Source organism: Mesonia sp. HuA40 (assembly GCF_008017835.1).
GTDB lineage: Bacteria > Bacteroidota > Bacteroidia > Flavobacteriales > Flavobacteriaceae > Mesonia.
In genome coordinates, this window is the sequence record NZ_VRLT01000021.1 from 124,801 (window position 1) to 149,703 (window position 24,903).

Consider the following 24,903-nt stretch of genomic DNA (forward strand, 5'->3'; position numbering starts at 1 on the left):
CTTATTTTTTATCCTCTTTGTTAAAATAAACTAAGTAGTAATACATCTGCCGTTCTTCGTCCCAGCCTTTTTCAATAAACTTCTCGGCGCTTTCTGGGTTTATAAAATCTAGCTTAATTTGTACATTAGTGTCTAGATTAATTACACTTTTTATTTTCTTTCTAGCCGCACTTACAGCTGTATTTGAAACAGGAAATTCGGTTAAATCTTCGATTTTATATTTAGGTGCTTTTTCTGTTTTATAATGTTGAAATTCAGGTATCAACTCTGGGTTTTCAAGCACCTCGTTTAAAAACTGGTCTTCTTTAAAGTTTTCATTTTTTGCAAAATGATTTACCGCTCGATTCATAAACAAAACTTCTTGTTGTTTGTCTTCGGCTGGTAAAACTACATCCTTAGCAAAATCTTGACAAAACTTTAGATAGCTTTTGGTATTAAAGTTTTCATCTGCAAATACATCTACCAGTAAAAATTGCTCTAACCAATACTTTGTATCATACCTATTTGAATCTATACTTAAAATTTTATAGCCTTCTTCTTTGTTTTTATTAAAAATTAAGGCGCCTTTATCTAATTTATTCAAATTAACCCCCTGTTGTAAAATAGCTTCTAAGTTTCCTTGATTTTCATCAAATTGTAAAAAATCATGTTTCAACTCAGATTTAAAAATACCTACGCCATCAAGTTTTTCATGGTCCAGCATCAAATTTTCAAAATGAACTACGTATAACTCACCACTTTTAATGTGCGGATGTTTACCTTCATTAAACAATAACTGGGCTATTTTTTGTGATTGCTCGTGCGCTTTGCTAGGATTGTCAAATATTTGACTAACCGCTTTAAATAAATCGTGATATTCTAAATCTACATCATGGGTAAATTGATAATAAGTCTCTTCTTTTTCTCTAAAAGATTTAAGAAAATATTCTTTTAACAACGCATTGAGTTCATCGTTGAGCTGAAAAGGGTTTTGTGAAAGAAATAGATTTTCGTTTCTGCTTTTATTTCCTACTCGGTGTATCGATAGACTTTCGATTTGAGCGCTATATAAATTTATCATTTACTATATTTTAGTTTAGTGGTTTTCCGCTTTAGCGAAAAAAAATTAACGTTAATTCCAATACTGGTTATAGTCAATATCATCTAAGTTGTCTAGATTATCAAAGTCATCAAATTCATCGAATAAATCAGCGTCTTCTTCTTTTTGGTTAGGATCTGGGTCAGCTTCAAATTGCTTCTCTGGTGGGCTGTCTGGTAGTTGCCCTTGCGCAAATAATAAATTAGGATAATCTATCTCTTCGTCTTCTTGGGTGATATCGGCTAACTCAACATAGAAAGTCCACATACTAAAAAAGTCGTATACATAAATGAGTTTGGTTTGCTTTTGAGATAAGATGCTATCTAGTCGCGTTTCATTCATCATTCGCACTTCATTTGTGCCTTCGCTCATATCAAATAGCACAATTTCTTCCCCCTGCGTCCAGTCTTCATCGCTTAAATAAAAGCTTGCCATCTCGCTGCCATCAAAGCCAAAGGCTTGCACAATAGTATTGTGTAAATCTTCCAGGTTATCGGAGGCTTTTATTTCTAAATCTCTAAATACATCATCAAACGTGTCAAGAACTATTCTAAATTTATATACCATAGGGTGAATTTTTTGGCTTGCAAAGATAGGCTTTTTTATTTATTTACTAAATCTATGTAAGGCGAATGTCATACCTGAAATAAGTAAGAAGGCTCCCAACTGGTGAGCTAAGCCTAAGACCAGTGGCACCTTATAAATTATGGTAAGCACCCCTAAAATAAATTGAAAAACAACCAACACAAGTAAGGTGTTAATGGCTATATTTTGTTGTGCTTCTAAATTCATTTTTCTGGTTTTATACCAAATTAATAGAATAACTAACACCAATGCATAGGCCAGCGTTCTGTGTATAAATTGTATTCCACTTGGGTTTTCAATAAGGTTCTTATAGAAAGGCTCCAAAAGATAAACGGTATGGTGCATAAATTGGCCCTCATTCATCATTGGCCAATGGTTGTGCAGCAGTCCAGCTTTTAATCCAGCCACAAAACCACCATAAATAATTTGAATGAGTAAAATGACGAATCCTATAATCAGCCATTTTTTGATGGGTTTATTCGGCTTTCTTCTTTGCGGATAAATTAAGTCTAAAGCAACCCAAAGGGTTAAAGCAAAGGTTATAAAAGCAGTAGTTAAATGTGCGGCCAGTCTAAAATGACTTACATCGGGTTGATCTACCAAACCGCTTTTTACCATATACCAGCCTAAAAAGCCTTGAAATGCACCTAGTGCCAATAAGCCTAAGCATTTTTGAATGGTTTTTTTACTGAGTTGTTTAGTAATAAGAAAATAAAGAAAGGGGATAATGAACACTAAACCTATTAGCCTGCCTAAAACTCGATGAAACCATTCCCAAAAATAAATGGCCTTAAAATCGGCTAATTCAAAATGGGTATTGTAGGCTTTGTATTCTGGGAATTGCTTGTAAAATTCAAATGCTTCTTGCCATTCTGCATCGGTGATTGGTGGAATTGTGCCTCCAATCAATTTGTAATTAGACATAGATAGTCCCGAATCGGTAAGACGTGTAATTCCGCCTACCATAACCATTATAAATAATAATAAGCACCCGGTTAAAAGCCAGTAAACTATTCTTTTATTATCTTTTTTTTTCATTTTTAAATAACCGATTATTCGTTTTGATTTGATACTCTTTTTAAACCCAACTTTTCGCCCTTTTTTATCATGAAATCTCGAGCAGCTTCATACTCGTTGGGTATTTCTCCATCAAGAATAGCTTCTTTTATAGCGCCTTTTATAATTCCGATTTCACGGGAAGGCTTTAAATCAAATGTTTGCATGATTTCTTCACCAGATATTGGCGGTTGAAAATTGCGAACGTGATCGCGTTCTTCAACTTCTATGATTTTTTGTCGAACAATTTTGAAATTGTTGTGGTACTTTTTAAACCGTTTTGGGTTTTTGGTGGTGATATCTGCTTCGCACAAGGTCATTAAATCTTCTAAGTCTTCACCTGCATCAAATACCAGTCTTCTCACTGCAGAGTCGGTTACCGCTTGGTCAACAATAGCTATTGGCCGCGAAGACATAAGAACAAGTTTTTGTACGTATTTCATTTTGTCGTTTAAAGGCATTTTTAACCTTTTGAACAATTGAAAAACCATTTTTGCTCCTACAAATTCGTGACCGTGAAATGTCCAACCGTTTCTTTTATGAAATTTCTTGGTTGGGGCTTTGCCGATATCGTGAAGTAAAGCCGACCAGCGTAGCCAAATATTTTGGGTGTGCGGGGCAATATTATCTACCACCTCAAGGGTATGCCAAAAATTGTCTTTATGAGTCTGCCCTTCTTTTTCATCTATTCCCTGTAAATCGGTTAATTCTGGGAGTATGAGTTGTAGTAATTTAGTTTGGTGCAATAATGTAAAACCTATTGAAGGTTTTTCTGCGCTCAAAATTTTATGCAGTTCATCAACAATTCTTTCTTTGCTTATAATTTTTATACGAGTGTGATTTTTAGTTATAGCTTCTAAAGAAGAATCTTCAATCTTGAAATTTAACTGCGTAGCAAAACGTATGGCTCTTAGCATACGCAACGGGTCATCGCTATAGGTAATATCTGGATTTAAAGGCGTACGTATTATTTTTTTCTTTAAGTCTTCTATACCATTGAATGGATCTAAAAGCGCTCCAAAATTATTTTTATTTAATTGCAATGCCAAAGCATTAATTGTAAAATCACGTCTATTTTGGTCGTCTTCTAAACTGCCCTTTGAAACCGATGGGTTTCTGCTGTCTTGAGCATAAGATTCTTTACGGGCTCCTACAAATTCAATTTCTAAATCGTAAGCACGCAACATGGCGGTACCATAATTTTTAAAAACCTGTACTTTTGGATTATGAGGCAATAGCTTTGAGACTTCTAGTGCTAAATCTATACCACTTCCCACACAAACAATATCTATATCTTTAGCTTCTTGGCGTTCTAAAAAGAAATCTCTAACAAATCCGCCAATAGCAAATGTTTCTACTTTCAAGCGTTCTGCTGCCTCTTGGATGTAGGAAAATATAGGGTGAGTAAGTGCTTCGGGGTATTGCGTCACGGTATCTAGTTTTGCATTCATAGGTTGGGAAAATAATGCATTATTTTCTAATTATTTTCTAATTATTTTCACTTTTCCGTCTTGGCTTAATTTAATAATAGCCGAAGGCGAACTGTTTTTTTTATGTTGGTGCAAATTTACGACATAGTCGACTCCCTCTAAAATTTCTGGACTTATTTGCTGAAAAGATTTTGGACTGGGTTGACCACTCAGGTTTGCCGAGGTGGAAACTAAAGGTCTTTTTAGTTTTCGAATCAATTTATTACAAAATGCCTCCTTGCAAACTCTAATACCTAAAGTATTATCTTCGGCCACCATGTTTTCAGCTACACGTATGGGTTGATCGTAAATGATGGTTGTAGGTTTAGCAGCATATTTTAAAATATCATAAGCCACTTCTGGTACCTCCTCTACATATTGATTTAACATTTTAAAATCTGAAACTAAGCAGATTAAAGCTTTGCTTTCTTGCCTGCGTTTCAGGGCATAAATTTTATCTATTGCGTCTGCATTGGTGGCATCACAACCTATTCCCCAAACTGTATCGGTGGGATATAATATAATTCCGCCCTTTTTTAAAACCCCTAAAACCTTGTTAATTTCTTCAATCATATTTTTATATTAAGTAGTCAAAAACCCTTTTGGCAAAGTTACTATTTATTTTGCGACAAACGTTTAAAACACATTAATAGCCTAGTGTTTTTAAGCTTTTTTTTAAAGTATTTTAAGCCTGGTTTTAAAACGCTGTTTACCCGAATTGATTTCTAAAATTTACTCAGTATCCAATAAATTAACTTCTGCTTTGCAAAAGGTAAATTAGCCAGTTAAAAGTTACACAGCAATCTCTTAACCTTGAGTTTTTATTGTTCGAAGTTTATAATTTTTTGCTTTTGTTTTAAAGATTTAGATAAAGGTGCGCCTTGTAAGAGGATTAAGAAAAGCTTCCAATACCTTGTTTTTACTATACTAGTGAAGAAATACCGAAGGATGTAATAAAGGAGTAAAATTTTATGTTGCCAATATCCGTGATGCTTACGCGTGTAATATAATAAAGAAATTTTTTGTTCTATTTTTATAAGAATCCCTTTTTTGGTACTTGCATTTTTGTAATGAATATAAGATAAGGCAGGGTACAGGAATGTGCTTAATTTTTGCTGTTTTAATAGCCGAAGTGAGATATCAGATTCTTCGTAGTAAAGAAACATGTTGTCATCAAATCCACCAATGGCGTTAAATTCTTGTGCGCGAGTAAACATATAAGATCCTTGAACATAATCTACACGGGTAGGTTTGTCGTAAAAAATCTTTCGGTTCAAATAACGTTTTGGGAAAAGTGCTTCCAATAAAGGTCGTCTTAAAATTTCTCTTCCTAATGATGAAAAGTGATCTATTGTAACTCTAAAATTTTTATTTTGATCTAGCATTTGGGGCGAACAAATACCAATACTCGGATTTTCATCCATAAAAGCCTTTAATTCTTGCAAGGTGTCTTTAGAAAGGTGCAAGGTGTCGTTATTTATAAAAGCGTAATATTGGCAGGGAGAAGCCATTTGAACCCCAAGCATATTTCCACCTCCAAAACCAGTATTTTTCTTACTTCGAAATAGCTTTATTTTATCATTATTTATAGAAGCTACTTCTTTTTTTAGCAGTTTGTATTCCGCTAAAGAGGACGCATTATCAACTATAATGATTTCATAATTAAGCGAAGATTGCTCTGTATTTAAAATGGATTTTACGCAATCTATGGTGAAAGTAGTAGTGTTGTAATTTATAATAATACAACTAACATCAATTGGCTCTATGCTAAGATTGGTTTCCATTTTTTTGAGATGTTTTGTAAATTAAATAAATGAGCTTCTTTTTTAGCTAAAGCTGATTTTTTAGAATTTGGGTTTTCTTTGATCACACTCAACAACGTAGATTCTAATTTCCCTTCGGGATAGACGAAACCAATTTCTTTTTTGATGATTTCTGATGGGCCCGAATGATTACTGCTTATTGGGATTAGACCCTGCGCCATGGCTTCAATAATAACCATACCAAAAAGTTCCTCCCATTTATTCGTTTTTTTAGAATTTAATATAAGATATTTTTGATTGCTTAAAATTTGCGCCAGTTTAGCTTTATCGCTTACGCTTCCTACATAAGATATATTTTCCGTAGATTCAGCAGCTTCTCTAACCAGGCTCTCTAACTTTCCACGTCCTATTATAGTTAATTGTACAGCAGTATTTTTTTTAAAAAAATCTAAAACCTCTACTATTCCTTTCTCCTGTACCAGACGCCCCACATAAACAAAAGAATTTTGTTTTTTTTCGGTTTTAAAATCCGTAAAGAAAGCCTCGTTTACCGCGTGGTAAACAACGCTTATCTTCTCAGGTTTTATTTGGTAATTAGCTAATAAACTGTTTTTAGCTGTTTGGGTTACACAAAAAATATGTTTCGTTTTATGTTTTAAAAACCAGCTCCACGCATGATATGTTTTTTTGTTTTTGGGTTGCTTGGGATTAAAAGTTTTATCCCAGCAGGTCCAAGAAGTATGGTAATAAACGTTATGTTTTTTGAGCAAAGGTAATAATCGACTTAATTTATCATCAAAAGGCGCAATGCCTAGGACTATTTTTTTATTTTTGCTAACCAGTAATTTTGCGACAAAGATTAGGTTTATAATTTGTTTTTTAAAAAGCTTAGGCTTGCCTTTTATCAAGCTTTTAAATAACTTCCCCATAATAGAAAATTCTCTGAATTTAATTTCTATATCATTTTCTTGAAGAAGTTGTTTTAAGCCAATATAGTGATTGTCAGCTCCGTTTTTATGTAAAACATAAATGGTTTTGGTGTTCATAAAGAAAAACTATGTTGCAAACTTACTATTTTAAATTAGTATGATAATTATTTATATGAATTTAAGCGAAAAGCTTACTTGAATTTTATTATTTTACACTCAGAATTGTTTGTCTAGATAAAGTTAGATTTTTTTAGCGTTACCTTTTAAATCATAAATCTTTTTTACATTCAAAGTTAAATAAATGAAAGCTTATTTTGCACCATCTTTGCCTTTACCCGAAGAAATTATTTACTCTTGTATAGAGAATTTTGATTTAAAGGGTACTGAGTTAGGTAATCAAGATCGAAATAAAATTAAGTGTTTTGAGACCGAGTATGGAATTACTGTTAACGTAAAGGCCTTCAAAATTCCGAATCTAGTAAACAAGGTAGTTTACCGATTTTTTAGAAAAAGTAAGGCACAACGGTCTTTTGAATATGCACAACATCTGCAAAAAAACGGCCTTGGGACACCTCAGCCATTAGCTTATTTAGAAGCCAAAAGCTTGCTTTGTTTTGGTAAAAGTTATTATGTATGTGAGCATATTGAGGCAGACTATACTTATCGAGATTTCACAAAAGATTTTACTATTCCTAATTATGAGAAAATTTTAAGAGCTTTTACCAGATTTACTTTTGAGCTACACGAGAATAATATACTATTTCTCGATCATTCGCCGGGTAACACCCTGATTAAACTTGAAAATGGTGAACCTAATTTTTATTTGGTAGATCTTAACAGGATGCTATTTAAATCTTTGAACCTTGACGAACGCATTAAAAATTTTGCAAGGTTGACCACACATAAAAAAATGGTAGAGATAATGAGTGACGAATATGCGAAATGTATGCAAGTACCTTTTGATGTGGTTTTTGAAAAGATGTGGTCAGCAACACAAGAATTTCAAGAAAAGTTTAAGCGAAAAAAAAGATTAAAAAAGAAAATTAAGTTTTGGAAGTAACCGAGGATCACCTTCGGTTTTTGCGTAATAACCATACTTTGGCGTAACGCATTACTACGGTATAACTTTTTATGTAGGCAATGATAAATCCTACTACACCATCTCTAAAACCGCATTGCAAAAAATAATGTTTAAAAAAACTCCATAAGGGCTTAATGACAAAATGGTAGACGGTAAGTTTGCCTGTAGTTTTATCATAATCTTTTGCCTGCCACCAAGCATACCTATTCATCTTCTCTAAGTATTGGTCTAATGAAATATAGGTGTTGTGATAAAATTTATTTTTTAGTTTTCCTAATTTGCCATTAGCTATAATTTCGGCGTGAACTTTTTTGTCCTCGTATTGGCAAAAATCTCGTTTAAATAGGCGAATAACCTTATCATTTCTCCAACCACTATGGTTTACGGGTTCACCCATAAAGTGATTTTTCCTACCAATCCAATAGCCAACCGTACCGTCTTGTGGTGGGGTAGCGAGAATTGCCTTTATTTCTTTCTCTAATTGCGGGGTTACACGTTCATCTGCGTCAACCAATAGTATCCACTGGTGTTCTGCTTGAGGGATAGCCCAATTCTTCTGTGAAGCAGAGTATTTATATTCTCTTCGGATAACACGGCTAGCTAAATTTTTTGCTTTTTCGTAGGTCCCATCCGTGCTAAAACTGTCAACCACCAAAATTTCATCGGCAAAATGAACCGATTGAATGACTTCTTCAATATTGTGAAGTTCATTTCCAGTAGGTATTATGGCTGTTAATTTTTCCAAAAAAGAAACTGACTTTTATACTAAGGGGCAAAAATAGAATTTATTTAAAGCCTAAGGTAGCATTTAGCAAAAAAATATTCTACCGGTTCTACTTCTAGATGTAGCAAATAAAAAAAGGTTGCGTTTTTTTAGGGTTTTTTATAAATCACTGTAATTTTCTAAGTGAAATGTTTATTTTTGACTCGTTTATAAAAGATTTAGTTAGCATACGTGTTCTCAAAACCTCAAATATCGGTTATTATAAGTACTTATAATTCTGAAAAGTGGCTTGAAAAAGTGCTTTGGGGTTATGCTTGTCAAAATTTTGATAATTTTGAATTAGTGTTAGCCGATGACGGCTCTAAACAACCAACATTTGACTTGATCAAGCAATTGCAACCCAATTTGCCTTTCAAGATTAAACATATTTGGCAAGAAGATGAAGGATTTCAAAAATCTAAAATTTTAAACAAAGCGATTCTGGCTTGTGACAGCGATTACATTTTAATGTCTGATGGTGACTGCATTCCAAGACAAGATTTCGTAAGCCAGCACTTAGCGTACAGGGAAAAAGGATATTTTTTATCTGGCGGTTATTTTATGTTGCCCTTGACTATATCTGAGTTAATAACTAAAGAAGATATTTTTAAACAACGTTGTTTTGATGTGGCATGGTTAAAAGCTCGCGGACTTAAAGCATCTTTTAAAAACACTAAGTTGCGTGCTAACAATAAGCTAATTGCAATTCTAAATTTTATTACACCAACCAATGCCAGTTGGAATGGTCATAATGCCAGCGGTTGGAAAGCAGATATATTGGCGGTAAATGGTTTTGATGAACGCATGCAATACGGAGGACAAGATCGTGAGCTTGGCGAGCGCCTATTTAATTACGGCATAAAATCTAAACAAATTCGTTATTCTGCCATTTGTGTGCATCTTGATCATCCGCGCGGTTATAAAACACCCGAGTCTATAAATAAAAATCTTGCCATCAGAGCGGCTACTAAAAATAAAAAGTCAAAGTGGACAGCTTTTGGTATTCAAAAGAAAACCAATTAAACCTCTTTTATTTCTTTCTTGTTTTTAGGTAATATTGGTAGTTTTATCATATCTCCTAAAATTTTATTGTAATGAGCAGGGTAAAAGTCACTTCTTCCATCGGCAGGATAAAATGTCATTTCTCCAAAAATAGTTTTGTTTTTAATAGAATATAGATCCACCCTTACAAAAGGAAATTTATCTGCTAATGTTCTCGCCACCTGAATCATTTCTTCAAAATTATTCGGTTTTTCCAACTCACCTTCATAAATTTTAACTGACTTTTTATGCAAGTCTAATTTTTTCCAATCTAAGTCATAAAAAGCACGTTGATCGTTTACCCCGCGTTCAAAGTCTATTTGAACAAATTTAGGCTCTCCGTTGAAACAAAAGAATTTATAATCTAAGATTACATCTTTGTCCATTTCTTCTAAGTACTTTTCTGCAATTAACCTGGGAGGAACATTTTTATAAGCCCATTCAAGTCCGCCACGATAGTATTGGTTTTTATGCATCCATTTATTCATTAAAAACCTTGCTTTATTTCGGTTCAGCTTTGTTTTGTCTTTAACGATGAGGTTAAAGTGAAAGCCGTGCACGCCTTTAATTACAAATTTATTAGGTAACTCGTCAAAATTGACTTTGGAGGCTTTGTCATAAACTGCGATTAAATCATTCAAGTATTGTTCGCCCACTTTTTCTTTTACATATTCTCTTACCGCATACTTATCAACCAATTTGGTAAGGATATCTGGGTGGTAATAGGTTTTCAGCCACTGTATTTTTTGATTAAACTCCACAGGATTTTTCAAATCTAATTTCTTACCCAAGTAGTATTCATAGTAAATGGGCATATAGATCTCGGGAGGGAGAAATTTCATTTTTTTTAAAATACCATAGAGTAATTTTTTTGCTCCCATATTAAACTTTGATCGATTTTTGAATAAATTGAACTAATTTTTTTTCCAATAAGTAGGGTTCGAATTTTGAATAATATTCTTGCTGGTTTTTCTTTAAAAACTTTCTATTTTTTTCCTTAAACAATTCGGGCTTAAAATCCTTTAAATGAACGTTCATGTGTTTTTTATCTGAATCATTGTTACCCCAAGTTTCTTTCCTAATCCAAGGAGAGAAGATAGCAAAACTAGGTATGTTTACTGCTTTGGCCATGTGAATTGCGCCACCTTCATTACCAATCATAGCCTTACAAAAAGAGGTAAGAACAATAAACTCTCTTAAACTAGGAGCATAAAAATCTTTTATCGCATTTAAGGTTTGAGCGTTGCAATGTGATTTTAATTCATCTACAAATTTGCTTTGATGTGGAATATAATTAAACAAGAAAGTAATTTCATTAAATTCCGCTTTAAGCGTATTTAAAAGCTGAGCCAAATAGGGCAGGGGGTAAGTTTTATCGGGAGAACTACCCAGGATATTTACCATTACAGGAAATTTATTATCTAAACTGATATTTTTCTTGGCTAGTTGTTCTTTTAACTGATTTCTTTCTTCTTCATTCAAGTAAATCTTAGGGTCCACATCAAAATCAATATCTTTGAATAAAGGTTCCAGCATTCTTAATCGGTTTTCTTGGGCTAGAGGAATCCCTTTGTTTCTATTTTTTTGAGAGTCAATAGGGTGTGTGTAGGCCCAATTGAGGTATGACTTTGATTTGCCGATTCTAATTTTGGCTCGTGAAAAGAAGCTGATTAGGGCGCTCGCGTTTTTACTGTAAACGTCAATTACTACGTCGTAATTTTCTTTACGAATGTTTTTTAAAAAGCTGTAAAATTTTCTTTTACTTTTTTCAACTTGAGGGGTAAATTCGATTATTTTATCGATGTACGGATTGTTTAATACTACCGGTAAGGTGTGCGAATAGATAAGGTAATGTAACTCAGCAGAAGGATTTTGTTTCCTAATCGCTTCGAATAAAATAGACGAGGTTAATACGTCTCCAATCATCTTCTGCTGAATTATTAAAATTTTCATACTATACGGCTACGTCATACGTTCGTAATGCGTCGTTTAGCGAGGTTTTCTTATTGGTGCTTTCTTTTCTCTTTCCAATAATCAAAGCACAAGGAACTTGAAATTCCCCCGCAGGAAACGTCTTGGTATAACTACCGGGTATGACTACAGAGCGAGCGGGTACAATTCCCTTCATTTCCTTTGGTGTGTCGCCCGTAACATCTATAATTTTGGTCGATGCTGTTAAAACCACATTTGCACCTAGAACGGCTTCTTGCTCTACGCGTACTCCCTCTACAACAATACTTCTAGATCCTAAAAAAGCATTGTCTTCAATAATTACAGGCGCGGCTTGCAAGGGTTCTAGAACACCACCAATTCCAACTCCTCCAGATAAATGAACATTTTTACCTATTTGCGCACAGCTGCCTACCGTTGCCCAAGTGTCTACCATCGTGCCTTCGTCTACATAAGCACCTATATTAACATAACTAGGCATCATAATAACGCCTTTAGATATATAAGCGCCATGCCTTGCTACAGCATTAGGCACAACACGAATTCCTTTTTCCTTGTAGCCCGTTTTTAGTGGCATTTTATCGTGGTATTCAAATATACCAGCTTCCATGGTTTCCATTTTTTGAATCGGGAAATAAAGTACAACAGCCTTTTTTACCCATTCATTCACCTGCCAGCCAGCTGTAGTAGGTTCTGCGCAACGCAAAGAACCTTCATCTATTAATTGTATTACTTTTCGTATAGCTTGTACCGTATCGGTATTTTGTAATAAACTTCTATCGTTCCAAGCCTCTTCAATGCTTTTTTGTAGCCTTTCCATAAAAATAATTTGGTGTAAATATACAGTATCTGGCCAAAATAGAAATCTATTTTTAAAGAAGTATTAAATTTGCAAAAAATCAAACCTTTTATGCCTCGAATTTTAGCCATTGATTTTGGTACCAAAAGAACTGGAGTTGCCGTAACCGACGAGATGCAACTCATTGCTTCTGGTCTCACCACTGTAGAAACTAAACACTTATTAACTTTTATTAAAGATTATATTGCTAAAGAAAAGGTGGAGTTGCTGGTGGTGGGTGAACCTAAGCAAAGAGATGGCTCTCCTAGCCAGAGCGAGGCACCTATACAGGCTTTTTTAAAAGTGCTGCAAAAAGAATGTCCAACGCTCAAGGTGCATCGAGAAGATGAGCGATTTACAAGCAAAATGGCTGTTCAAAGTATGATTCAAGGGGGGATGAAAAAGAAAAAAAGAAGAAACAAGGCGCTTATAGATGAGATTAGTGCAACCATTATTTTACAAAATTATTTGTATTCAAAAAGTAATTAGTTCGTAGCTTTTATTATTTTCAAACCGGGATTATAACAAATTGCTACAAAGTTTAAGGTGCTTTACTTACCTTTGCACTCTCAAGAAATACAGAATTTATGATTTTACCAATCGTAGCCTACGGAGATCCCGTATTAAAGAAAAAAGCTAAAGTTATTAAAGAAGATTATCCTAAGTTAAAAGAGCTTATAGATAATATGTGGGAAACCATGTATAACGCTTATGGTGTGGGGCTGGCTGCACCTCAAGTTGGTTTGCCTATTCGTTTATTTGTGATTGATCCTACCCCCTTTGCAGAAGATGAAGATTTAAGCAAAGAAGATAGAGATCAATTACGCGATTTAAAAAAAGTTTTTATCAATGCTCAAATTGAATCTGAAACAGGAGATGAATGGGCTTTTAATGAAGGCTGCTTAAGCATACCAGATGTGCGTGAAGATGTGTTTAGAAAACCAGAGATTACCATCTCTTATTACGATGAAAACTGGGTGAAACATCAAGATACTTTTTCAGGATTAGCTGCACGAGTAATTCAACACGAATACGATCATATAGAAGGAATTTTGTTTACCGATAAATTGTCTAGTTTGAAAAAGAGATTGATAAAGGGTAAACTTGCAAACATCAGTAAAGGAAAAATTAAAGTAGACTACCGTATGCGCTTTCCAAAACAAAAAATTGCTCGTTAAACTTGTGAAATAAAGGTAGAGATTAGATATTTGTTTTTTTAATTAACTAAAAATAGAATATGAGTTTAGATAAAGTGCTGTCTATTTCGGGAAAACCCGGTTTATATGAATTAAAAGCGCAAACACGAGGTGGCTTCGTAGCGGAGTCTTTAGATACGGGAAAAAAACTTTCTGTAAGCGTACGCCACAATGTAAGTATGTTGAGTGAAATTGCTATTTATACCTATACCGAAGAAGTGCCATTAGCCGAAGTTTTTCAAAAAATTGCCGAAAAAGAAGATCATAAAGAAAGCAGTGTTAGCCATAAAGAATCAAAAGCGAAACTAGAGGCTTACTTTCAAGAAATTTTACCAGAATTTGACGAAGATCGTGTTTATTCAAGTGATATTAAAAAGGTAATTCAATGGTACAATATTTTAATAAAAGCCGGTAAAACCGATTTTAATACTGACAAAGAAGAAGAGGCCGTATCAGAATAATAGATGCTGAATAGCCTTGTAAAATTAAAGTCTTTAGCTGCAGCTAAAGACTTTTTTATTTTATAAATAGCATTTACTATTAAGAACAAAACTAGTTTACTGCTGTATATTTATTAAATTCGCTTTTAGAGAGTAATAAGTCTTTATGGAACCAAAAGAAAAAATAAAACAACTCACAAAAGAGTTGCACCAACACAATTATCAATATTACGTTTTAGATAAACCGAGCATTAGCGATTATGACTTTGATATGAAGCTTAAAGAGCTAGAAGCTCTCGAACGAAAATACCCAGAATGGGCTCTTGACAACTCGCCAACCCAACGCGTAGGAGGGCAAGTTACCAAAAATTTTAAAACCGTTAAGCATGATTCTCGTATGTATTCGCTGGCTAATTCTTACTCCAAAGAAGAATTACTAGACTGGGAGAAGCGAGTTAAAAAAATTATTCCAGGAGAAATTAGTTTTACCTGCGAACTCAAGTATGATGGCGCATCGATAAACCTAACCTATCAAAACGGACAGTTGCTGCGAGCGGTGACCCGCGGTGATGGAGAACAGGGAGATGAGGTTACAGCAAATGTAAAAACCATTCGATCGGTTCCTTTGCAATTACAAGGCGATTTTCCGGCTCGATTTGATGTTCGTGCCGAAATTGTGCTTCCGTATGAAGGCTTTGCTAAGTTGAATGCAGAACGTGTTGCTGTAGGTGAAGAACCATATGCTAATCCGCGTAATACAGCATCGGGTAGTCTAAAACTGCAAGATAGCGCCGAAGTGGCGAAAAGGCCTTTAGACTGTTTGGCTTATGCTATAGTGGGTCAAAACCTGAGCCTTTCTACTCAATTTGAATCTTTAAAAAGAGCGAGAGAATGGGGTTTTAAGGTGCCAGAGGAAGCAGAACAATTGAATAGTATCGATGAGGTTTTAAATTTTATAAATTACTGGGATGAGCATCGACATGATTTACCCTATGAAACAGATGGGGTAGTAATCAAGGTAAATAATTTGCAACATCAAGATGAATTGGGCTTTACAGCCAAAGCACCGCGGTGGGCCATAGCCTATAAATTTAAGGCAGAACAAGTTGAAACTAAATTAAATCAAATTTCTTATCAAGTTGGTCGTACGGGAGCCATTACACCAGTTGCAAATTTAGAGCCTGTACAATTGGCCGGAACCGTGGTCAAGCGTGCTAGTTTACATAATGCCGATCAAATTGAGAAATTAGATGTTCGCGAACAAGATTATGTTTATGTAGAAAAAGGTGGAGAAATAATACCGAAAATAGTAGGGGTTAATTTCTCTAAAAGAGAAACGGATTCTAAACCAACAAAATATATTACGAATTGTCCTGAATGCGACACTGTTTTAAAAAGAGAAGAGGGAGAGGCCCTGCATTATTGTGTGAATGCAGCAGGATGTCCACCTCAAATCGTGGGTCGAATCCAGCATTTTATTTCTCGTAAAGCCATGGATATCGAAGGTTTAGGCGGAGAAACGGTAGCACTTTTGGTTCGGGAAGGTTTAATTAAAAATTATGCCGATTTATACACCCTTCAAAAAAAACAGGTACTTCCTTTAGAGCGAATGGCAGACAAATCTGCCGAAAATTTGATTAAAGGTATTGAAAAATCAAAAACAGTTCCCTATCCTAGGGTGTTATTCGCATTGGGAATACGGTATGTAGGGGAGACAGTTGCCAAAACCCTATGCAAAGCTTTTCCTAATATAGATGCTTTGCAAAAAGCAAGCCTTGAGGAGTTACAGGCGGTAAATGAAATAGGAATTCGAATAGCCGAAAGTGTAACCGATTTTTTTGCAATCGAGCAAAATCGCGAACTTATTAAACGCTTAAAAGACTATGGTTTACAGTTGGCAATTGAAGAAAATGACTTGTCACCAACTTCTTCGGTTTTATCGGGTAAAAACTTTGTCATATCTGGCGTTTTTACACAGGTTTCGAGAAACGAACTTAAGAAGTTAATCGAAGAAAATGGAGGAAAGGTATCAGGTTCAATCTCGGGAAATACAGATTTCTTAGTGGCTGGTGAAAATATGGGACCTAGTAAATTGGCTAAAGCCGAAAAACTGAACACTCAAATTATTGATGAATCAACTTTTTTAAATATGATCTGATTTTATAAATCGCCAGTGCTAAACAAAGCGCTGGCGGTATAATTTAAACCAGTATACTTGCCCCTTCGCTACTGATTTTTTTTTGGTCGTCTAAATAAAAATCTATTCTGCCTAAATTGATTCCTGCCCAACCTACTTGATTTACAAGCACATTTTTATTTTTGGCATTACGAACCACAGTAGGTTTATCTAAAAAGGTATGACTATGCCCACCAATAATCAAATCAATATCTTTGGTTCGTTTGGCAAGCTTTAAGTCATCAATCTTACCCGATTTATATCGGTAACCTAAATGCGAAAGGCAAATAACTAAATCACATTGCTCTTCATTTTTTAATTGGTGACTAAGGTCTTGAGCAACCATAACAGGATCATTGTATTGAGTTTCTCTATACATTTTTTTATTTACTAATCCTTCCAATTCAATACCTACACCAAAAACCCCGATTTTAACTCCGTCTTTAATAAAAATTTCATAAGGTTTTATGTATCCGCCATCTAAAATAGTATTGGTGAAATCATAATTACTATTTATAAAACTAAATTTAGCATTTGGTATTTGCGCCAACAGACCGTCTAGACCATTGTCAAAGTCGTGATTTCCTAATGTAGCAGCATCATAACCCATTTTGCTCATAAGCTTAAACTCAAGCTCTCCTCCATAAAAATTAAAATAAGGCGTGCCTTGAAACATATCGCCCGCATCTAATAAAAGTACATTAGGATTTTCTTTTCTAATTTTTTGAATTAAAGTATAGCGTTTAGCAACTCCACCAGCATTTGGATTTCTAGCGTTTTGTGGGCTAAAGGGTTCTATATGGCTATGCACATCATTGGTATGCAAGATGGTGATATGCTTCTTAAAAGAAGGTTTTAATCCAGAGCCTAATACGCCTGCACCTGCGATACTTGTAAAAACCCCTGCCGCAGCTGTTTTTTGTATAAATGTTCTTCTTTTCATGATTTATTCTTGTGTAAAACGCTGGTCGCGATGCGGGTTAATGGTGTCGTGTTTTTTAAAGTAATCTAAGAAAAGATTTCTCAACTTATAGTTGATATAAGTGGCCGTTTCTTTCTTTTTAAAGAAATCCATGCGATCACCGCCTTCCATTAAATAATCGTTGGTGGCTATATAATATAAGCGATCATCTTCTAAATTTTTACCTTGAATCTTTTTACTTTTTATAGATCCGTTTTTATTTAAAATGAGTTGCATTCCCGCTAAGGGGTGTGCGGTTTTATTTTGAGCTAAGTAATCAAACATAGCATGCAGGTGCTTACCCTTGATCCCTATAATTACCAACTCGTTCTCAAAGGGCATTATATTGAAAGCAGTTTTAGTGGTAATATTGCCTTTACTGATGATAGAACGAATTCCGCCGTGGTTTAAAAGAACTGCATCAATCGATTTTTGTTCCCTTTCTTGAAATATAGGGTTGGCCATCTCTAAAACTGCATCGGCTTCCATATTTCCTATAGCTGTATTCAATTGGCCATCCTTTTTAGATAAAGTTTTTGGCGTAAAAGACAAAACGCTGTTCATTTCTTTGTCAATATGCTCTTTATAAGGTTTGATAAAGGCGGTAATTTTAGGGTCTTCTTCTATATCGGCTGCGACCGCAATTTGTTTAGCCTTTATATGACTTACTGCCAAAGAAGTTTTTTCTTTACAACTCACTAGGCATAGTCCTGCTAGTAAGACAAGACCTGGTTTTAAGTAATGCATAAAATGATTTTTTACAAAGGTAAATATAAGCTGGCCTTATTTGTTTTTTTCGTCACAAAAATAATTATTTTTGAGCGCTATGTAACAACTACCAAAATAGTTGGTCTATATAATATGAATACAATTACTATGAAAAATATAATCTTTCTTTTAAGCCTTTCTTTTTTTATTTGGTCGTGCGGGGTTCAAAAAAACACTAAAGACCAGCCTTTTTTTACAGAGGTTCATATAGATTTGGTTAATGTTGAAAACGACCGTGTTGAAGTAAAAATAGATCCCCAAGCTTTTAATCAAAACAGCGTTAGTTATCATATACCGCAAACGGTGCCAGGTACCTATTCTGTAGATAATTACGGCCGATTATTATCTGGATTTAAAGCTTATGATTATAAAGGAAATTTACTTCCGGTTAAACCGATAGGAATGAATTCTTATGAAATTCAAAACGCGCGGCAACTAGATTATATAGCTTATACTGTAGATGACACTTATGATGCCGAGGATGAACTAGGAGTGTTTTCTCCATCGGGAACGAATATTGCTGATGACGAAAACTTCGTGCTAAACTTACACGGATTTGTGGGGTACTTTACCGATTTGAAAGAAACTCCTTATACGATTTCAATTTTACGCGATGCACATTTGAACGGGGGTACTTCACTTAAAAAGCTTTCTAGTCAGGTAGTTGGCGAAATGCAAATGAAAGACATTTATCAAGCTTCACGATATTTTGAAGTGATGGATAATCCTATTATGTATACCGATGTTAGCGCAGCTGAATTTAATCTGGAAGGAGGAATGCAAGTACGTCTTTACGTTTATTCACCTAATAAAAAATATGACGCACAAGACCTTAGACCTAATCTTGAGAAAATTTTAAAGGCACAAAAAAACTTTTTAGGTGAAATTGACAATACTGGCGAATACGTGATACTTCTCTATTTGTCTGATCTTGAGAAAACAGTTGCACAAGGTTTTGGAGCGCTAGAACATCATACTTCTACCATGGTAGTAATGCCAGAGGCTATCCCATTAGATTTTTTGAACAAAAGTATGACCGATGTAGTGGCACATGAATTCTTTCATATCATAACTCCCCTAAATATCCACTCTAAAGAAGTGCATTATTTTGATTACGCTAAGCCTAAAATGTCACAGCACTTGTGGATGTATGAAGGGGTGACCGAATATTTTGCCAATCTTTTTCAAATTGATCAGAAATTAATTAACGAGCCTACTTTTTATCAAAGAATTGCCGATAAAATTGATGCAGCAGCTAATTATGATGATCAGGTGGCTTTTACGCATATGAGTAAGCATATACTTGAAGAGCCACACGCTTCTAACTATTATAATGTATACTTAAAAGGAGCCTTAATTGGGATGAGCTTAGACATACGTTTGCGTGAATTAAGCGATGGCAAAATGGGTGTTTTACATTTAATGAAATCATTGAGCGATAAGTATGGGAAAAATAAGCCTTTTGATGATGATAATTTGTTTCAGGTTATCACAGAATTAACCTATCCAGAAATAGGAGACTTTTTAACGACTTATGTAGCGGGAAATACAGCTATACCTTACAAAAAATTTCTAGCCAAAGTAGGGGTAGAGCAATCGGTAGATACTATTAAAACCGATTTTTTCTTAAACCAAGCAGATCCGTTTATAGATGCAAAACCAGATAGTAAAGAGATATTTGTACGTGAAGGTATTGCATTAAACTCTTTCCTGAAAAATGCAGGCTTGCAAGGCGGTGATATCATCAAATCTATAAATAGACAAAATTTTAATCTAGATAATATTATGAATCTCATATTAACTAGTCGAAACTGGAAGGAGGGCGATAAAATTGAAATGCAGGTGGAGCGCGATGGGGCGTTACTTAACTTAAAAACTAAAGTAATAACACCTGTTTTGATTAAAAAAGAGTTAAAAAACATGGATCTACCATTAGAAGATCCACGTGTTGAATTAAGAAATGCTTGGCTTTACGGTCAATAAGACAAGAATAATTGAGTTTAAAACAGAGAGCAATCCAAAAAGAGGTCAATAAAAACTTGGCTCAAAAAAGGGTACAAAAACCACCGGCTATAAATAACATTGGGATTTTGTATGAAAAAGATCAAGTAAATATTGCAGGTTTGAGGCAAAGCTTGGTCAAACAGTTTAAGCTTAACAACGACGCTATAAATTGTTTGTCATTCGCAGAACAAATCAAAACCGAAAATGTGGGTGTTTTTACCAGAAAATCGTTTTCTTTCTTAGGTAAGCTTAAGACGCAATCTGCGGCACAACCGTTTTTAGAAAAGAAATATGATTTATTAATCAATTACTTTAATCAAGATAGGCAAGAGTTATTGTTTGTCAGTAGTCGAGTGAAAACCACTTTACGGATTGGCTTTCAGTTAGATGAAAAGCGATTGAATGATTTAGAAGTTTTGGTTTCATTAGATGAACACGAGTTGTTTACACAGGAGTTAGTTAAATATTTAAAAATTATAAAATAACAATGATGCAAAAATTTGTAGGTACAGGAGTGGCTTTGGTAACACCATTTACACCCGAAAGCGAAGTAGATGAAATCGCCCTGCGCAAAATTGTAAGATACCAAATAGAAAATGGAATTGACTACTTGGTGGTTTTAGGTACTACGGCAGAAAGCGCAACCTTAACCTTAGAAGAAAAAGAACGGGTCAAGCAAATTGTAATCGATGAAAATAACGGAGAACTACCCTTGGTCTTAGGTGTAGGAGGTAACAATACCCAACAAGTGGTAGATCAATTGCAGAATGATAATCTTACAGGTTTTGATGCCTTGTTATCGGTTTCTCCTTTTTATAATAAGCCTACCCAAGAAGGTATTTATCAGCATTTCAAACAAGTTGCACAAGCTACTAAAATGCCCATAATACTATATAACGTTCCGGGTAGAACCGCCAGTAATATGTTGCCGCACACGGTAGCACGACTGGCTTCTGATTTTGAAAATATAATCGGAATTAAAGAAGCAGCAGGTGATCTAGTGCAAGCAATGCAACTTATAGATAATTGTCCTAAAGATTTTTTAGTAATCTCGGGCGATGATATGATAACACTGCCTATGGTTCTAGCGGGAGGTGCGGGAGTTATTTCGGTTATTGGTGAAGGTTTTCCCGAAGATTTCTCACGAATGGTAGCCTTGGGTCTTGATCGTAAGGTCGATGAAGCCTATGAATTGCATTATAAATTAGCTCCAGCTATAGATATGATTTTTGAAGAAGGAAATCCTGCAGGGATTAAGGTTGTGTTTCAAAAATTAGGCTTATCTACGGCGGTGGTAAGGCTACCTCTGGTTGAAGCTTCGGCTAATTTAAAATATCGCATTCACGAATTTATGGATAGCCTAGCCAATGCTTAAAGCTGAAATGAAACAATTATTTTTTTACTATTCTAAAAAACAGTACTTTTGCAGGATGCAACAAATTTTAAAACATAACATTTACTATTTATTTTTACTAGTAAGTTTGATGACTGGCCTTACTTCTTGTAGTGAGTACCAAAAGGCGTTAAAGAGCGATGAGGTAAAACAAAAGTATGAAGTGGCGATGCAACTTTATGAAGAAGGACTTGCTGAAAATAAAAAATCAAAACATAAAAAAGCCTTACGACTTATTGAACAGGTATTGCCTCAATATAGAGGTAAACCCCAGGGAGAACACATATCTTTTGTGCACGCCAATAGCTATTATATTTTAGGTGCTTACTTTGACTCGGCATATCAATTTGAGCGTTTTACTAAGTCCTATCCTAATAGTCAAAAATACGAGGAGGCTTTTTACAAAAGTGCATTGAGTTATTATAACGAATCGCCAAGGTATTCGCTTGACCAGACCGAAACCTTAAAGGCGATGAATAAATTTCAAGAATACATTAGTAAATTTCCCGATGGAGAGCATATTGGAGATGCTAATGAGAAATATGCAGCTTTACGTGAAAAACTAGAGAAAAAAGCTTACGAAATTGCTAAATCTTATCATCACCGCGAAGACTATAAAGCGGCTATGGAAGCCTTTGATAATTTTATAGAAAATAATCCGGGTTCTAAATTTAGAGATGAAGCTTATTTTTATAAATTAGATGCTGCCTACATTTTAGCAATCAACAGTTACGCCCAGTTGGTAGAAGAGCGTTTAATTACGGCACAAACTTATTATGAAGATTACTTGAAATACTTCCCTCAAGGGGATTTTGTCGAGCAAGCAAATGCCATTGCTAAAGAAATAAAAGAGAGATTAAATAACAATTCAGAAAATAATTTAGGATAAACCTATGGATATTAAAAATTCTAAAGCGCCAGTAAGTACTACTACTATTGATAAGAATCTAGTAGATGCTCCTACAGATAACATTTATGAGGCTATTTCAATTGTGGCCAAGCGTGCTACACAAATCAATTCGGAGATAAAAAAGGAATTGATTGAAAAATTAGATGAGTTTGCTACGTATAACGATAGTTTAGATGAAATCTTCGAGAACAAAGAGCAAATAGAGGTTTCTAAATTTTATGAGCGTTTACCTAAACCACACTCTTTAGCAATTGAAGAATGGTTAGAAGATAAGATTTACTTTAGAAATACCAAAGAAGATCAACAAGCCTAATCGATAAGATATGGCAGGCTTTTTACAGAACCAAAAAGTGGTATTAGGTATTACGGCAGGAATCGCCGCATACAAAATACCCTTTTTGGTTCGTTTGCTCATAAAAGAAGGCGCATCGGTTAAGGTGATAATGACGCCAAAAGCAAAAGAATTTGTTACACCATTAACCTTGTCAACGCTTTCAAAGCATGATGTGATTACCTCTTTTACCGATGAGGAAGATGAGGTATGGAATAACCATGTAGACTTAGGACTTTGGGCCGATTTTATGCTGGTGGCACCGGCTACGGCTAATACTTTGGCCAAAATGGCCCATGCCCAATCCGATAATTTTTTATTAGCTACTTATCTCTCTGCAAAATGTCCCGTGTTTATTGCTCCTGCAATGGATTTGGATATGTACAAACACCCGGGTACTCAAAATGCTTTAGATAAATTAAGCGCTTTCGGGAATTTAATAATTCCTGTAGGTACAGGAGAATTAGCGAGTGGTCTAAGTGGGGAAGGCAGAATGGCAGAGCCGCAGGATATTATTAATTATATTCTTAACTATCAGCGAAAGCAAAAGCCGTGGTCAGAAAAAAAAGTGTTGATTACCGCAGGGCCTACTTATGAGGCATTAGATCCGGTTCGCTTTATTGGTAACCATTCTAGCGGAAAAATGGGTTTCGCTCTAGCTAAAGAGGCGGCCAAGCTTGGCGCACAAGTGGTAATGGTTAGCGGCCCTACCAATCAAAAAATTGACTCCCCCAATGTTACGCTCATCAAAGTGACAAGCACCAAAGAAATGTATGATGCAGTTTTTGAGCATTATAATGAGGTAGACATAGCGATAGCTGCAGCAGCAGTATCAGATTATAGACCCGTGCAAAAAGCCGATCAAAAAATTAAAAAATCAGATCAATTTCTAGAGATTAGGCTAGAAAAGACAGAAGATATTTTAAAAGCAATGGGCGAAGCAAAAAGCCAACAATTCCTTATGGGATTTGCACTTGAAACAGAAAATGAATTGAAAAATGCTCGTGGTAAATTACAACGTAAGCACTTAGACGCAATTGTATTAAACTCCTTAAACGACAAGGGTGCAGGGTTTAAGCAACCCACCAATAAAATTAGGATTATTGACCCCCAGCAAGTTTTAGATTATGAGTTAAAGACCAAAGATTTGGTGGCTAAAGATATACTTAATTATATTCAATCACGTTTAAATAACTAGCATCTAACTTTTATATTATGGCTTTTTTAAAGCGTTTTTTTTTATTTCTCATCATAGGGATTAGTGGGAGCTTACAAGCTCAAGAATTAAATTGCAGTGTTACTTTAAATGCAGAGCAAACAGGTAAGACGCAATTAAGCATCTTTAAAACCTTACAATCTTCGATAGAAGATTATATGAATAAAACGCAATTTACTAATCTAAATCTTAAGAAAGATAAACGTATAAATTGTGCTATATTTATAACGGTAAAGGAGTTTGAAGCCGATCAATTTAGGGCGACTATTCAAGTGCAATCTTCAAGACCAGTTTATGGTAGTACCTTTACTACTCCGGTGTTGAATTATAAAGATGATGATTTTAATTTTCAATATACAGAATTTGATCCGTTAAGGTTTGAGCCCAATAATTATTCGGGCAATTTAACGGCAAATCTCAATTTCTTTGCTTTTACCATAATTGGATTAGATGCCGACACATTTAAATTAAATGCCGGAGATGAATATCACCAACAAGCCAAGCAAGTTGTAAACATAGCTCAACAAGGAAGAACTACCGGTTGGTCTCCAGGAGATGGCGCTATGTCTAAATACAGACTTAACGATGACTTGCTGTCTAATGCTTTTCAAGATTACCGTAAGGCATTTTATGTTTACCATATAGAAGGCTTAGATAGTATGTATCAAGATGCAGAAAAAGGTAAAACAAAAGTGGCAGAAGCCATACAGCTCTTGCGTCAAGTGAGTGGAACAAGGCCCAACTCGGCCCCCATACGTATGTTTTTTGATGCTAAAGCCGATGAGATTACCGCTATTTATAGCGGTGGCCCTAGTGTGCCGATGAACAATTTAATAGATAATCTTAAGAAAATTGCCCCTTTGTATAACAAAAAATGGGCGCAATTAAAATTATAATTTCTATTGCCTAAAATTGGTAGCATTAATTAAACTCTTTTATCTTTACATTGCGATAA

General features: G+C 34.9%; 26 protein-coding genes. 13 read left to right on the forward strand and 13 right to left on the reverse strand.

Features of this window, described 5'->3' with window-relative positions:
• Nucleotide 1: 1 nt before the first annotated feature.
• The 7 genes from FT993_RS02590 to FT993_RS02620 form a co-directional block, all read right to left on the reverse strand.
• A complete protein-coding gene (locus tag FT993_RS02590) occupies nucleotides 2-1,060 on the reverse strand; it encodes a nucleoid-associated protein (RefSeq protein ID WP_147860982.1) in 1,059 nt (352 codons plus the stop codon).
• 51 nt (nucleotides 1,061-1,111) lie between these two features.
• Nucleotides 1,112-1,645, reverse strand: a complete 534-nt coding sequence (locus tag FT993_RS02595; RefSeq protein ID WP_147860983.1) for a plasmid pRiA4b ORF-3 family protein — start codon at nucleotides 1,643-1,645, stop codon at nucleotides 1,112-1,114.
• A gap of 39 nt (nucleotides 1,646-1,684) precedes the next feature.
• Nucleotides 1,685-2,701 (reverse strand): COX15/CtaA family protein, encoded by a 1,017-nt coding sequence (locus tag FT993_RS02600; protein WP_147860984.1) that lies wholly within the window; start codon nucleotides 2,699-2,701, stop codon nucleotides 1,685-1,687.
• Nucleotides 2,702-2,715: 14 nt separating this feature from the next.
• Nucleotides 2,716-4,170: a CCA tRNA nucleotidyltransferase gene (locus tag FT993_RS02605; RefSeq protein ID WP_147860985.1), complete on the reverse strand. Its 1,455-nt coding sequence runs from the start codon at nucleotides 4,168-4,170 to the stop codon at nucleotides 2,716-2,718.
• Nucleotides 4,171-4,200: 30 nt separating this feature from the next.
• Nucleotides 4,201-4,761, reverse strand: coding sequence for an L-threonylcarbamoyladenylate synthase (locus tag FT993_RS02610; RefSeq protein WP_147860986.1), 561 nt, complete (start codon nucleotides 4,759-4,761; stop codon nucleotides 4,201-4,203).
• A gap of 248 nt (nucleotides 4,762-5,009) precedes the next feature.
• Nucleotides 5,010-5,972 (reverse strand): glycosyltransferase family 2 protein, encoded by a 963-nt coding sequence (locus FT993_RS02615; protein ID WP_147860987.1) that lies wholly within the window; start codon nucleotides 5,970-5,972, stop codon nucleotides 5,010-5,012.
• Nucleotides 5,951-6,997: a glycosyltransferase family 4 protein gene (locus FT993_RS02620; RefSeq protein ID WP_147860988.1), complete on the reverse strand. Its 1,047-nt coding sequence runs from the start codon at nucleotides 6,995-6,997 to the stop codon at nucleotides 5,951-5,953. Before FT993_RS02620 ends, FT993_RS02615 begins: the two co-directional genes overlap by 22 nt.
• A gap of 184 nt (nucleotides 6,998-7,181) precedes the next feature.
• Here FT993_RS02620 and FT993_RS02625 point away from each other — a divergent pair, with 184 nt between their 5' ends.
• The gene (locus tag FT993_RS02625) at nucleotides 7,182-7,940 is read left to right on the forward strand and encodes a lipopolysaccharide kinase InaA family protein (RefSeq protein ID WP_147860989.1); all 759 of its coding nucleotides are present in this window, start codon (nucleotides 7,182-7,184) and stop codon (nucleotides 7,938-7,940) included.
• Nucleotides 7,941-7,947: 7 nt separating this feature from the next.
• On the opposite strand, the gene FT993_RS02630 is transcribed toward FT993_RS02625, so the two are convergent.
• A complete protein-coding gene (locus tag FT993_RS02630) occupies nucleotides 7,948-8,706 on the reverse strand; it encodes a glycosyltransferase family 2 protein (protein WP_147860990.1) in 759 nt (252 codons plus the stop codon).
• Nucleotides 8,707-8,916: 210 nt separating this feature from the next.
• On the opposite strand from FT993_RS02630, the gene FT993_RS02635 reads away from it, so the two are divergent.
• On the forward strand, nucleotides 8,917-9,747 hold the full coding sequence (locus FT993_RS02635) for a glycosyltransferase family 2 protein (protein ID WP_147860991.1): 831 nt from the start codon (nucleotides 8,917-8,919) through the stop codon (nucleotides 9,745-9,747).
• On the opposite strand, the gene FT993_RS02640 is transcribed toward FT993_RS02635, so the two are convergent.
• From FT993_RS02640 to FT993_RS02650, 3 genes are read right to left on the reverse strand one after another with little or no spacing between them, the layout of a single operon-like run.
• Entirely contained in the window at nucleotides 9,744-10,607 is an 864-nt protein-coding gene (locus FT993_RS02640; protein ID WP_147860992.1) for an ATP-grasp fold amidoligase family protein, read from the reverse strand. The two genes, FT993_RS02635 and FT993_RS02640, sit on opposite strands and share 4 nt — an antisense overlap.
• A gap of 40 nt (nucleotides 10,608-10,647) precedes the next feature.
• Complete coding sequence (locus FT993_RS02645) at nucleotides 10,648-11,718, reverse strand: glycosyltransferase family 9 protein (protein WP_147860993.1); 1,071 nt, start codon at nucleotides 11,716-11,718, stop codon at nucleotides 10,648-10,650.
• Between the two features lies 1 nt (nucleotide 11,719).
• The gene (locus FT993_RS02650; RefSeq protein ID WP_147860994.1) at nucleotides 11,720-12,535 is read right to left on the reverse strand and encodes a 2,3,4,5-tetrahydropyridine-2,6-dicarboxylate N-succinyltransferase; all 816 of its coding nucleotides are present in this window, start codon (nucleotides 12,533-12,535) and stop codon (nucleotides 11,720-11,722) included.
• 90 nt (nucleotides 12,536-12,625) lie between these two features.
• Between FT993_RS02650 and ruvX the strand changes: the two genes are divergently transcribed.
• From ruvX to ligA, 4 genes are all read left to right on the forward strand, one after another.
• Entirely contained in the window at nucleotides 12,626-13,042 is a 417-nt protein-coding gene (gene ruvX / locus FT993_RS02655; RefSeq protein WP_147860995.1) for a Holliday junction resolvase RuvX, read from the forward strand.
• 98 nt (nucleotides 13,043-13,140) lie between these two features.
• The gene (gene def, locus FT993_RS02660; protein ID WP_147860996.1) at nucleotides 13,141-13,731 is read left to right on the forward strand and encodes a peptide deformylase; all 591 of its coding nucleotides are present in this window, start codon (nucleotides 13,141-13,143) and stop codon (nucleotides 13,729-13,731) included.
• 59 nt (nucleotides 13,732-13,790) lie between these two features.
• Nucleotides 13,791-14,210: a DUF5606 domain-containing protein gene (locus FT993_RS02665; protein WP_147860997.1), complete on the forward strand. Its 420-nt coding sequence runs from the start codon at nucleotides 13,791-13,793 to the stop codon at nucleotides 14,208-14,210.
• 145 nt (nucleotides 14,211-14,355) lie between these two features.
• Nucleotides 14,356-16,347 carry an NAD-dependent DNA ligase LigA gene (ligA, locus tag FT993_RS02670; RefSeq protein ID WP_147860998.1) on the forward strand — a complete coding sequence of 664 codons (1,992 nt, stop codon included), beginning with the start codon at nucleotides 14,356-14,358 and terminating at the stop codon, nucleotides 16,345-16,347.
• A gap of 43 nt (nucleotides 16,348-16,390) precedes the next feature.
• On the opposite strand, the gene FT993_RS02675 is transcribed toward ligA, so the two are convergent.
• Together FT993_RS02675 and FT993_RS02680 are read right to left on the reverse strand one after the other, a co-directional pair.
• Entirely contained in the window at nucleotides 16,391-17,308 is a 918-nt protein-coding gene (locus tag FT993_RS02675) for a bifunctional UDP-sugar hydrolase/5'-nucleotidase (protein WP_147860999.1), read from the reverse strand.
• 3 nt (nucleotides 17,309-17,311) lie between these two features.
• A complete protein-coding gene (locus FT993_RS02680) occupies nucleotides 17,312-18,073 on the reverse strand; it encodes a 5'-nucleotidase C-terminal domain-containing protein (RefSeq protein WP_147861000.1) in 762 nt (253 codons plus the stop codon).
• A gap of 129 nt (nucleotides 18,074-18,202) precedes the next feature.
• Here FT993_RS02680 and FT993_RS02685 point away from each other — a divergent pair, with 129 nt between their 5' ends.
• Genes FT993_RS02685 through FT993_RS02715 form a run of 7 tightly spaced genes read left to right on the forward strand, consistent with a single transcriptional unit; the run spans nucleotide 18,203 to nucleotide 24,844 of the window.
• Nucleotides 18,203-20,077 (forward strand): peptidase M61, encoded by a 1,875-nt coding sequence (locus FT993_RS02685; RefSeq protein ID WP_147861001.1) that lies wholly within the window; start codon nucleotides 18,203-18,205, stop codon nucleotides 20,075-20,077.
• An 11-nt stretch (nucleotides 20,078-20,088) separates the two neighbouring features.
• A complete protein-coding gene (locus FT993_RS02690) occupies nucleotides 20,089-20,583 on the forward strand; it encodes a hypothetical protein (RefSeq protein ID WP_147861002.1) in 495 nt (164 codons plus the stop codon).
• Between the two features lie 5 nt (nucleotides 20,584-20,588).
• Nucleotides 20,589-21,473, forward strand: coding sequence for a 4-hydroxy-tetrahydrodipicolinate synthase (gene dapA, locus FT993_RS02695; RefSeq protein WP_147861061.1), 885 nt, complete (start codon nucleotides 20,589-20,591; stop codon nucleotides 21,471-21,473).
• Nucleotides 21,474-21,528: 55 nt separating this feature from the next.
• The gene (locus FT993_RS02700) at nucleotides 21,529-22,380 is read left to right on the forward strand and encodes an outer membrane protein assembly factor BamD (RefSeq protein WP_187240739.1); all 852 of its coding nucleotides are present in this window, start codon (nucleotides 21,529-21,531) and stop codon (nucleotides 22,378-22,380) included.
• Between the two features lie 4 nt (nucleotides 22,381-22,384).
• Nucleotides 22,385-22,714: a DNA-directed RNA polymerase subunit omega gene (locus tag FT993_RS02705; protein WP_147861003.1), complete on the forward strand. Its 330-nt coding sequence runs from the start codon at nucleotides 22,385-22,387 to the stop codon at nucleotides 22,712-22,714.
• Nucleotides 22,715-22,724: 10 nt separating this feature from the next.
• Entirely contained in the window at nucleotides 22,725-23,930 is a 1,206-nt protein-coding gene (gene coaBC, locus FT993_RS02710) for a bifunctional phosphopantothenoylcysteine decarboxylase/phosphopantothenate--cysteine ligase CoaBC (protein ID WP_147861004.1), read from the forward strand.
• 17 nt (nucleotides 23,931-23,947) lie between these two features.
• Entirely contained in the window at nucleotides 23,948-24,844 is an 897-nt protein-coding gene (locus FT993_RS02715) for a DUF4835 family protein (RefSeq protein ID WP_147861005.1), read from the forward strand.
• The last annotated feature ends 59 nt before the right edge of the window (nucleotides 24,845-24,903 follow it).